Origin of the sequence: Bacteroides sp. D1, assembly GCF_000157095.2 — a bacterium.
Classification (GTDB): Bacteria; Bacteroidota; Bacteroidia; order Bacteroidales; family Bacteroidaceae; genus Bacteroides; species Bacteroides xylanisolvens.
This window is the reverse complement of record NZ_JH114339.1, coordinates 241,605-253,075: the sequence shown is the minus strand read 5'-3', so window position 1 is coordinate 253,075 and position 11,471 is coordinate 241,605. Positions and strand designations below refer to the sequence as shown.

Below are 11,471 nucleotides of genomic sequence, written 5' to 3'. Positions count from 1 at the left end.
GCTGGCACTATGGTATAATAAGATTGAAGAATATGGATACGATACATTCACAACAGTGGCAAACTCTATTGAGAACCATTATGAAAGGATTTTGAACTTCTTTGTGAACAGGAGTACAAATGCAGCAGCGGAAGCATTTAATGCTAAAATCAAAGCATTTAGGGCATCATTTAGAGGAGTAGTGGATATTAGCTTCTTCCTTTTTAGGCTAGCAAAGGTATATGCATGAAGGGAATTGACAAAAATTAATCCCCCAAGTTTTCAGACTGAGCCGTAAATAGTTCTTTAAACACAAAAACTCCGATCACCACAGCTGTCAATGGTTCCATCGCACCTAAAATAGATGTCAACGTAGGCCCTGCATATTTAATAGCCCGTACCAATGTTATATTAGAAATGGCTGTAGCCGGTAATGCAAGTCCCAAAATAATCAACCAGGTATAACCGTCAGCTACCAGCTGAAGCCCGGAAGTAGTCAAAGCACCTATAAAATAAAGAACGGTTCCTAACCCCATAACATAACAAGTCAGTACAGTGGAATTGATTCGAACAGCGCGTGTCATTCGTACGCCAACAATATACCCCGCATAGGAAAACACAGAAACACAAGCTGCTACCAGTCCGACTATCGTATCACCATTTTTCGCCTCCAGTTCCCCCGATGAAAGCAAGGCCGCTCCTAACAAGGACATGGAGACCGCAAACATCACCCAAAGGGATTTCTTTTCCTGAAAGAAGTACATCATAACTAGAGATACCGCCAACGGATACATAAAATGAATGGTTGACGCCACCCCGGTAGCTATATTCTGATATGCTATAAGCAAACTGAATGAAGTAACTGCCCTCAACAAACTTAATAAAAGAACAACTAAAAAATCCTTCTTTTCCAATCGAAAACTACATCCCGAACACCATCCGAACAGAGTCAACGCAATTGTCGCCACTCCCCAACGATAGGAAAGCACTTCGAAAGCTGAAAAACCTGCCAACAATAAAGTGAGGGAAAAGAACGGAGCCAGTCCAAAAGTAGAGGAAGACACCGCTGCATAAAGTATACCTTTTATACGATTCATCAATCTATTCAACTAATTTCCGATATTCATGGGTACAAAGATCATAAATATTTCTTTAATATCACCATTAATTTCACATTATCAGTTAATCGATCTAACCCCTAAATCAGTACAAGAAGATAAGTCTGATACATTTCCTCCTTATAAATATAACCTTTTAATAATCCTCAATAACTGTATTTCCAAAAATATCCTTTTTGATAATTTTTCTATGACCATCACTACTTTCAATTATTTCGTTCCCAAAAATATCTTTTTTAATGGTTGTTCTATTGCCTTTGCCATCTTCGATAATGGTATTCCCAAAGATATCTTTTTTAATCGTCTTTCTATTACCTTTATTGTCTCGAATGATAGTATTTCCAAAAATATCCTCTTCGATAGTCTTTCTATTGCCCTTATCATCACGAATGATGGTATTTCCAAAAATATCCTCTTCGATAGTCTTTCTATTACCTTTATCATCACGAATGGTGATATTCCCAAAAATATCTTTTTCAATAGTCTTTCTATTGCCCTTATCATCACGAATGGTAATATTTCCAAAGATATCCTCTTCAATGGTCTTTCTATTGCCTTTATCATCACGAATAGTGATATTCCCAAAAATATCCTTTTCAATGGTCTTCCTATTGCCTTTATCATCACGAATGATGATATTTCCAAAGATATCCTTTTCGACAGTCTTTCTCCCTTGATTAACTCCCGAATACTCATAATTGTCTTCAATAAGATTTGCACCATAGCTCTTTATTATATAAGGAGCCAAAATAAATTGGGTAGCAAATAGGATAAATAAAATCTTTTTCATGGCGTTTTTCTTTTGGTTTATAACAAAAGTAACGCAGGAAAATCATAAAAAACTAGTGAATACTATAATTGTCAATAGGGAAAAGCCTAAAATAAAGAATTAAACACAGTACCTATTGTACCATACCATAATGCAGGAATTGACGAGAGCACCCAGCAGGAACAATAATTTTCAAGTAGTCCCCGAAACGGTCTCCATAAAAAGCAAACCCTTGAAAGTGCTTGACTTTCAAGGGCTTTAAAGTGATAGTTGAGGTTCCTGGCGGATTCGAACCGCCGTACACGGTTTTGCAGACCGCTGACTAAGCCACTCATCCAAGGAACCATTATTTCTCGTTTGCGGTTGCAAAGGTAGTACAAATTTTGAAACTACCAACTATCCGCAGCAATTTTTCTTTGTACTTTTTTTCTTTACATCACACTCTCTGCGTTTCTTCTCCATCATATCCTTTAGTTCACAGCCACTTACGCAGCTGTCACAAGGATTCTGATTTTCCCGCGTACGACGAAAAAAAAGAAATATTCCATATACGACACGGGCAATGCAGAGCACAACGAGTACTCCGACTACCCACTCTTGCCAATTATTCATACAAACAATCCTCCAATCTGATAAACAGCAAATGAAACAAGCCAAGCTAATGCCGTTGTATAGCAGGCAGCAAAAAGGGCCCATTTCCAACTACCCGATTCCTGTTTGATAGCCGCTATCGCCGCAATGCACGGGAAGTAAATTAATACAAACAGCATATAACAAAAAGCAACCAATGGAGTAATCGGAATACGTTCTGCCAAACTCACCGAGTCAGCATCCGGATCATCTGCATACAAAACGCCTAACGTACTTACCACCAATTCTTTCGCCCCTACACCGGAAAGCAAGCCAATACCTAATTTCCAATCAAATCCCAATGGCTTTATTACCGGCTCTATTCCACGCCCCAACTGACCGATATAAGAATTTTCCTGCTGCTCGGCAACCGTTTCATAAGCATCATGATTCGGATAATATCCCAGAAACCAGATAATAATAGAAGCAATCATAATAATTCCGCCCATCTTTTTCAGATACTGCGCTCCCTTTTCCCATGTATGACGGAAGATAGACTTCGCTGTCGGCATTCGGTAAGGAGGAAGCTCCATCACAAACGGCGTATCATCACCCTTTATCAGAAACTTGCTAAACAAGCGAGCCATTACCACGGCCAGCACAATACCAATCACATAAATACTTAACAGCACTAAACTTGCATTGTTCGGGAAGAAAGCACCCACCAACAATAAATAAATCGGCAGACGCGCACTACAAGACATCAATGGATTCACCAACATGGTAATGAGACGACTCTTCCGATTCTCAATAGTACGGGACGCTATAATCGCAGGCACATTACATCCGAATCCCATAATCAGAGGAATAAACGACTTTCCGTGCAACCCCATTTTATGCATGATCTTATCCATGATAAAAGCCGCACGAGCCATATAACCAGAATCCTCCATGATAGAAATACAGAAATACAGAATCAGGATATTCGGTAAGAAGACAATGACAGCTCCTACCCCACCGATAATTCCATCAATCAGCAGATCTTTAAATGGACCTTCCGACATGTTATTGCGCAGCAATTCACCAAGCTGCTCTACCATCCATTCAATCCCCATCATCGGATATTCGCCAATGACAAATGTACCTTCAAACATCAGATACATAAAAAGAAAGAAAATAGGAAATCCCCAGACACGATGAGTTACAATCGAATCCAATACCTTTGTTGTCTGCGCCTGTTCCAGATGATTATCCGTGAACGTTTCTTTCAACGCACCACTGATAAATCCATATTTAGCATCAGTAATAGCCGATTCACAATCCTCATTCATTGTCTCCTGAACACGCTTCGACATCTTGTCGCGGACATGAAAAATTTCATCCGCATTCGGCAATGTGCGTACAATACGCTCAATGTCAGGATCATTCTCCAACAATTTAATGGAGAGGAAACGGGTAGAATATTTATGCCGGATAAACTCGTTCTTGGACACTTCACTTTTTACAGCCTCAATCGCTTTTTCTATATCAGGACCGTGGTTTATATGAATATGCCGGAAGACACGCCCCGTCTTTTTATGTTCACGCACATAATCTTCCAGATGCTCTTCCTCATGGTTCTTACGGTCTTCCAAAGAGTCATGCCATTCAGTCAAGTCTTTGAGGACTTCCGGATTCATGTTTCCCTGTTTATCGAAGAAGTCTACTCCTTCATACAGATTGATAACTACATGAAACAACGTATCCAATCCACGATTTTTCTTACTGGCAGTAGGCAGCATCGGCACCCCGAACAACTTGCTCAACAAATGGTAATCCAATGTATTTCCACTGGCTTCCAGTTCATCATAGATATTCAGAGCCACTACCATGCGAACATTCATGTCTATCAATTGAGTAGTCAGATATAAATTTCGCTCCAGATTAGAAGAATCGACGACATTAATAATCACGTCAGGAGTTTCATCGATAATATGACGGCGAACATAGATTTCTTCCGGCGTATAAGCAGATAAAGAATAAGTTCCCGGCAGATCGACAATACGGAAATGATAACCTTCGAAGTCAAAATAACCTTCTTTGGCATCCACGGTCACACCGCTATAATTGCCTACATGCTCATGAGCACCCGACGCAAGATTAAACAAAGAAGTCTTGCCACTGTTCGGATTTCCGACCAAGGCAACATTGATGGTGCGACGTTTACCTAACGCCAACCGTTTCATATCTTCTTCTTTTACTGAAAGGTCTTCGGGTAATCCTTCATGATAAACAGTCTTTTCAGCCAGTTCTTTTGCCTCCTCCTCGCTGATTACTTCGATCATTTCAGCTTCCTGACGACGAAGAGATATTTCATAACCTAAGACTTTATATTTTATGGGATCTTTTAGGGGAGCGTTCAACAGCACTTCAACCGTTTTACCTTTAATGAAGCCCATCTCCACAATACGTTTACGAAAACCACCGTGCCCCAACACCTTTACAATAACACCTTTTTCTCCTGTTTTTAATTCGGACAAACGCATAACTCTCAAAATTTTCGGCAAAGATAATTCATAACTTCGGAGCACGCAAATTATTTAGAATGTTTTTAAATAGCAGCCATTTTCTTCCTCCAAAAGATTTAGGAAAAATAAAAAAACTTATTGATAAACTCGTATCTTTGCAGATATGATACAACAACGCGTTACAAAATATATAGAAAAAGAACATTTGTTCTCACTGGATGCCAAAGTCCTGATTGCATTGAGTGGCGGTGCCGACTCGGTGGCACTGCTATGTATTCTGCACACAGCAGGTTATCATTGCGAAGCCGCACACTGTAATTTCCACCTGCGAGGCGAAGAATCAGACCGGGATGAACTGTTTGTCCGCCAACTTTGCAAAAGAACCGGAATCCATTTGCATACAATTGATTTTAACACGACACAATACGCAAAGGAAAAACAGATTTCGATTGAAATGGCTGCACGGGAATTACGCTATGACTGGTTCGAGAAAACGAGAAAAGAATGCCAGGCAGATGTGATCGCCGTAGCACATCATCAGGATGATAGCGTAGAAACCATACTACTCAATCTGATTCGAGGTACAGGAATTACCGGTTTATTAGGAATCCGCCCCCGCAACGGAGCAATCGTGCGGCCTCTGCTTTGCGTCAATCGAGAAGATATCATTCATTATCTGGAGAGCATCGGACAAGATTATGTAACAGACAGTACCAATCTGGAAGACGAATATACCCGTAACAAAATCCGGCTCAATCTCCTTCCTCTTATGCAGGAAATCAATCCGTCAGTCAAAAAGAATCTGATAGACACGAGCAATTATCTGAATGATGTAGCTACCATATATAATAAATGCATAGAGGAAACCAAAAATAATATTGTAACGACAGAAGGTATCCGAATCAGTGATTTAGTAAAGGAACCGGCACCCGAAGCTATTCTATTCGAAATCTTGCATCCTCTAGGCTTCAATTCTGCACAAATCAAAGATATTGCCTTTTCGCTTCACAGCCAACCGGGCAAACAATTTTGCAGTAAAAAATGGAGAGTGATAAAAGACAGAAAATTCTTATTAATAGAAGCTATTGAATCGGGAAATGAAATTCTTCCTCCTTTTCAAATCATCAAAGAAGAAAAAGAATACACCCCTGATTTCCTAATTCCACGCGACAAAGGAATAGCCTGTTTTGATGCCGACAAACTGAATGGAGATATTCATTACCGGAAATGGCAGACAGGAGACACTTTTATTCCTTTCGGAATGAAAGGAAAGAAAAAAATAAGCGATTATCTGACCGACCGCAAATTTTCTATCAGTCAAAAAGAACGCCAGTGGGTACTCTGCTGTGGAGAACACATTGCGTGGCTGATAGGCGAACGAACAGACAACCGCTTTCGTATTGATGAAACAACTAAGCGTGTCGTAATCTACAAAATAGTTTGAGGCAATTTCTGTTTCTTGAAGCAATCTGACAACAAAGCCGCAAAAGGAGTATCATACACCCGTGCTTTCTTAACGCAAGCTTTTACACAGGCACAACACTTGATACATTTAGCTTCATCTGTATGCAGTTCATCCCCTTTCGTTATAGCCCCTGCCGGGCAACGGACCACACACAATCCACAATGGGTGCACAAATTTTCATCCTCCACCCAAGGAGTGCGGGGAAGCGGTGTTCCACTTTTACGCAACTTAATAACTTTCCTCAAAAAGCGAAACAAAGGAAAAAATGGCTGGCTCGGACGTTTGATAGCACGTACGTCTACCGGATAAAGGGTATCCATGCTATCGGCAGCCTGTATTTTTTCCATGATTTTCTTCCCAAATTCCGTAGCAAAGGCTAAATCCGACTCATCGGGACGTCCCACCGCAATCGGATGTTTATCAGTACTATATGAATGTTCTCCAATAAAAGTTGCCCCGGCAATTACTTTCAATCCATGAGGAATAGCAAAAGCATCCAGTTCCATTAAAGCTTTTTCATAAGCACGGTTTCCATACACCACCACCAAAACGGTCGGAGTATCTACTCCCCGGATGTACTGCAAACGCTCCATTGCCAGAGGAGCGACATGACCTCCATACACAGGCACTACAATAATGGCCAAAGCAGATGCAGGAATCACGATTTCATCTGCAATTTGCTGCGTTACATTAATAGGAAGGATATTTTTTATGCCCGTACCGTGAACAATCGCTTCCGCAACTTGTTTAGATGTGTGTGTAGGCGAAAAATAAATTAAATGAGCTTCATTTACTGTCATACTATTTTCTTTTATGTAGCAAAGATACACTTTTACGTGGAAAAAAATGTTTGATTGTTCATGAAACCAAAAAAAATTATTATCTTTGCCCCGTTGAAACATTCTACGATTCAACATATACATCCCTAATTCAGAATAAAAAACAAAACGTATGCTTGCATATCTGTAGCCATAAGCTGTAGTAATGCTGTCCGTAATTCAGCAAAAAAAGAAATATTAATAACTTACCATACTATATGTATAACATTATCCAATTAAACGACAAAAATCTGTCGGAACTTCAAGTTATTGCCAAAGAGTTAGGCATAAAAAAAGCAGACTCATACAAAAAAGAAGACCTTGTTTATAAGATACTCGATGAACAGGCTATTGTAGGAGCTACTAAGAAAGTTGCCGCAGATAAGCTCAAAGAAGAACGCAAAAATGAAGAACAAAAGAAAAAGCGTTCACGGGTAGCTCCTACCAAAAAAGAAGACAAGGTAGTTTCCACACCAAAGAGTGGAGAGGTTAATAAAACAAAAGAAGCCACTCCTGTAAAAGCACCACAACCTTCCAAGAAAGAAGAAAGTACAAACAAAGAAAAAGAAGCTCCTGTTGTAGAAGCTAAAGCAGAAAACGCTACTACTGCTCCCAAGCGTAAAGTGGGGCGTCCACGCAAGAGCGCTGACACAGAAGAGAAAAAAGAAGTAGAAAATGTAACACCGGCTGCTCCCAAAGTGGTGGAAACTAAGCCTGTTGTTGCAGAGAAAACTACTGAAACAAAAGAAAAAGCTGCGCCTATACAACAGCCGACTGCTGAAAAGAAAGCAAAAAGCAAACCAGCTGCAGAAACAAATAAACCAGCCGCAGAGGCAAACAAGCCTGTTGCAGAGAAAAAAGTTATAGATAAACCACAAAAGAAAGCCGCACCCGTTATCGACGAGGAAAGCAATATCTTATCCAGCGTTGACGATGATGATTTTATTCCAATCGAAGATCTGCCTTCTGAAAAAATAGAGCTTCCTACCGAACTCTTTGGCAAATTCGAGGCAACTAAAACAGAACCTGTGCAAACAGCACCTGAACAGCCATCTCATCCTCAACAGCAACAACAATCTCAACAGCAGCAAGCACAGCAGCAACGCCCGCGCATTGTCCGTCCACGCGACAATAACAACGGTAATAACAATGTGAACAATAATAGCAATAACGCTAATAACAACAATAATAATTTCCAGCATAATAACAATAATCAGAATCAGGTTCAGAACCAGAACCAACAACGCTTACCGATGCCACGTGCCACTCAGCAAAACCATGCGAACGAGAATCTTCCGGCACAACAGCAACAACAGCAGGAGCGCAAGGTTATTGAACGCGAAAAGCCTTACGAATTCGATGATATTCTCAACGGAGTAGGCGTTCTGGAAATCATGCAGGATGGATACGGATTCCTCCGTTCTTCCGATTACAACTACCTTTCTTCTCCTGACGACATTTATGTATCACAATCTCAGATCAAACTCTTTGGTTTGAAAACCGGTGATGTAGTGGAAGGTGTTATCCGTCCACCCAAAGAAGGAGAAAAATATTTCCCGTTGGTAAAAGTGTCGAAAATTAACGGACGTGACGCAGCTTTCGTTCGCGACCGCGTTCCTTTCGAACATCTGACACCTCTCTTCCCGGATGAAAAGTTCAAACTTTGCAAAGGCGGTTATTCAGACTCCATGTCTGCACGCGTTGTTGACCTTTTCGCTCCTATCGGTAAAGGACAACGTGCCTTGATCGTTGCCCAGCCAAAGACAGGTAAGACTATCTTAATGAAAGATATCGCTAACGCTATTGCAGCCAATCACCCGGAAGTTTACATGATTATGCTGCTGATTGACGAACGTCCGGAAGAAGTAACCGATATGGCACGCAGCGTTAATGCAGAAGTTATCGCTTCTACTTTCGACGAACCGGCAGAACGTCACGTAAAAATTGCAGGTATCGTATTGGAAAAGGCAAAACGTTTGGTAGAATGTGGTCACGACGTAGTGATCTTCCTTGATTCTATCACCCGTCTGGCTCGTGCATACAATACAGTATCTCCTGCATCCGGTAAAGTTCTTTCCGGTGGTGTGGATGCAAATGCACTTCACAAACCTAAACGTTTCTTCGGTGCTGCCCGTAATATTGAAAACGGCGGTTCGTTGACCATCATCGCTACCGCATTGATCGATACCGGTTCTAAAATGGACGAAGTTATCTTCGAAGAATTTAAGGGTACCGGCAACATGGAGTTGCAGCTCGACCGCAACCTGTCCAACAAACGTATCTTCCCGGCAGTCAACATTACTGCATCCAGCACTCGTCGCGACGACCTGTTGCTTGATAAAACAACTCTTGACCGCATGTGGATATTACGTAAATATCTTGCAGACATGAATCCGATCGAAGCAATGGACTTCGTTAAAGACCGTTTGGAAAAGACCAGAGATAACGATGAATTCCTGATGAGCATGAACAGCTAATTAGCGGTAAACGATAAATAATGAACGGTGAACAAACTGCGTCCTGATAATTGCAGTTTGTTCACCGTTCTCTTTTTTAGCCACCCCGTTAATCAATAACCACTTGCCGTTCATCTTTCACAAGCCAACGTTCATCAGCAATAGTTCCCCCTAATAATCCATCACACATTACATTTTTGTACAAAATACTTTCACTTGCGTCCAAAAACACTACTTCACCCTTTTTTGCGTTTCCTTTTTTCCTACTTTTGTTTCAAAATCAACTATTACTTAATTCTAACCAGTAATGAAAACTATTTATCCATTCATGGGATTAGCCCTATGCGGCGTAGCAGCCCAAGCTCAAGAAAAGCCCAATTTCCTGATTATCCAGTGCGACCATTTGACACAACGCGTCGTCGGAGCTTACGGGCAAACACAAGGCTGCACCCTCCCTATTGACGAAGTCGCTTCACGAGGAGTAATCTTCTCCAATGCTTATGTAGGCTGCCCTCTCAGCCAACCTTCACGCGCAGCTTTATGGAGCGGCATGACACCTCATCAAACGAATGTACGTTCGAACTCCAGCGAACCTATCAACCCACGTATTCCCGAAAATGTACCTACATTAGGAAGCCTTTTCTCTGAAAACGGTTACGAAGCCGTACACTTCGGAAAAACACACGACATGGGCTCCCTAAGAGGATTCAAACACAAAGAACCGGTAGCCAAACCATTCACTGATCCGGAGTTCCCGGTCAATAACGACAGTTTTCTGGATGTAGGAACCTGCGAAGACGCTGTTGCTTATTTAAGCAACCCTCCCAAAGAACCCTTCATCTGCATTGCCGATTTTCAGAACCCTCACAACATTTGCGGATTCGTAGGAGCAAATGAAGGAGTACATACCGATCGCCCCATCAGCGGAACTCTTCCTGAACTACCAGCCAACTTCGACGTGGAAGACTGGAACAATATCCCCAAACCGGTGCAATACATCTGTTGCAGCCACCGCCGCATGACCCAGGCCTCTCATTGGAATGAAGAGAATTACCGTCATTACATTGCCGCTTTCCAGCACTATACTAAAATGGTTTCCAAGCAAGTAGACAGTGTATTAAAAGCTCTTTACTCCACTCCTGCCGGAAGAAACACCATCGTTGTTATCATGGCCGATCATGGCGACGGAATGGCTTCACACCGTATGGTGACCAAGCATATTAGTTTCTATGATGAAATGACAAACGTTCCGTTTATCTTCGCAGGCCCCGGCATCAAACAACAGAAAAAACCAGTAAAGCAACTATTGACACAGCCTACGCTGGATCTTTTGCCTACCCTTTGTGATTTGGCAGGAATTTCCGTTCCAGTCGAAAAGCCGGGAATCAGTCTCGCACCTACATTAAAAGGAGAGAAACAGAAAAAGACTCACCCTTATGTAGTTTCCGAATGGCACAGCGAATATGAATATGTCGTTACCCCCGGACGTATGGTACGCGGACCGAGATACAAATACACGCACTATCTGGAAGGCAACGGAGAAGAACTATATGATATGAAAAAAGATCCGGGAGAACGTAAGAATCTCGCCAAAGATCCGAAATACAGTAAAGTTCTCGCAGAACACCGTGCCATGCTTGATGATTACATCACCCGCACAAAAGATGACTACCGAAGCTTGAAAGTAGATGCTGATCCACGATGCAGAAACCATACTCCCGGCTACCCTAACCACGAAGGTCCTGGAGTTCGGGAAATACTCAAAAGAAAATAAATAATAAAAAAGAGT

Annotated in this window: 9 protein-coding genes and 1 tRNA gene; 4 read left to right on the top strand and 6 right to left on the bottom strand. The window is 41.5% G+C overall.

Annotated features, from left to right (window positions below):
* A partial coding sequence (locus tag BSAG_RS24205; protein ID WP_232287658.1) for a transposase occupies window positions 1–229 on the top strand: 229 nt, incomplete at its 5' end.
* Window positions 230–245: 16 nt separating this feature from the next.
* Here BSAG_RS24205 and BSAG_RS13425 read toward each other — a convergent pair.
* From BSAG_RS13425 to feoB, 5 genes are all read right to left on the bottom strand, one after another.
* Entirely contained in the window at window positions 246–1,076 is an 831-nt protein-coding gene (locus BSAG_RS13425; protein ID WP_008997467.1) for a DMT family transporter, read from the bottom strand.
* Window positions 1,077–1,233: 157 nt separating this feature from the next.
* Complete coding sequence (locus BSAG_RS13430) at window positions 1,234–1,887, bottom strand: hypothetical protein (RefSeq protein ID WP_008771470.1); 654 nt, start codon at window positions 1,885–1,887, stop codon at window positions 1,234–1,236.
* A gap of 252 nt (window positions 1,888–2,139) precedes the next feature.
* A tRNA-Cys gene (locus BSAG_RS13435) sits at window positions 2,140–2,211 on the bottom strand.
* Between the two features lie 51 nt (window positions 2,212–2,262).
* A complete protein-coding gene (locus BSAG_RS13440; RefSeq protein WP_004312937.1) occupies window positions 2,263–2,478 on the bottom strand; it encodes a hypothetical protein in 216 nt (71 codons plus the stop codon).
* Window positions 2,475–4,961, bottom strand: a complete 2,487-nt coding sequence (gene feoB / locus BSAG_RS13445) for a ferrous iron transport protein B (RefSeq protein ID WP_004312936.1) — start codon at window positions 4,959–4,961, stop codon at window positions 2,475–2,477. Before feoB ends, BSAG_RS13440 begins: the two co-directional genes overlap by 4 nt.
* Before the next feature lie 145 nt (window positions 4,962–5,106).
* Between feoB and tilS the strand changes: the two genes are divergently transcribed.
* A complete protein-coding gene (gene tilS, locus BSAG_RS13450; protein WP_004312933.1) occupies window positions 5,107–6,387 on the top strand; it encodes a tRNA lysidine(34) synthetase TilS in 1,281 nt (426 codons plus the stop codon).
* Here tilS and BSAG_RS13455 read toward each other — a convergent pair.
* Window positions 6,372–7,208, bottom strand: coding sequence for a 4Fe-4S binding protein (locus tag BSAG_RS13455; RefSeq protein WP_004312931.1), 837 nt, complete (start codon window positions 7,206–7,208; stop codon window positions 6,372–6,374). The two genes, tilS and BSAG_RS13455, sit on opposite strands and share 16 nt — an antisense overlap.
* 236 nt (window positions 7,209–7,444) lie before the next feature.
* Here BSAG_RS13455 and rho point away from each other — a divergent pair, with 236 nt between their 5' ends.
* Together rho and BSAG_RS13465 are read left to right on the top strand one after the other, a co-directional pair.
* The gene (rho, locus tag BSAG_RS13460; protein ID WP_004312929.1) at window positions 7,445–9,703 is read left to right on the top strand and encodes a transcription termination factor Rho; all 2,259 of its coding nucleotides are present in this window, start codon (window positions 7,445–7,447) and stop codon (window positions 9,701–9,703) included.
* Between the two features lie 286 nt (window positions 9,704–9,989).
* The gene (locus BSAG_RS13465; protein ID WP_004312927.1) at window positions 9,990–11,456 is read left to right on the top strand and encodes a sulfatase; all 1,467 of its coding nucleotides are present in this window, start codon (window positions 9,990–9,992) and stop codon (window positions 11,454–11,456) included.
* Window positions 11,457–11,471 lie beyond the last annotated feature (15 nt).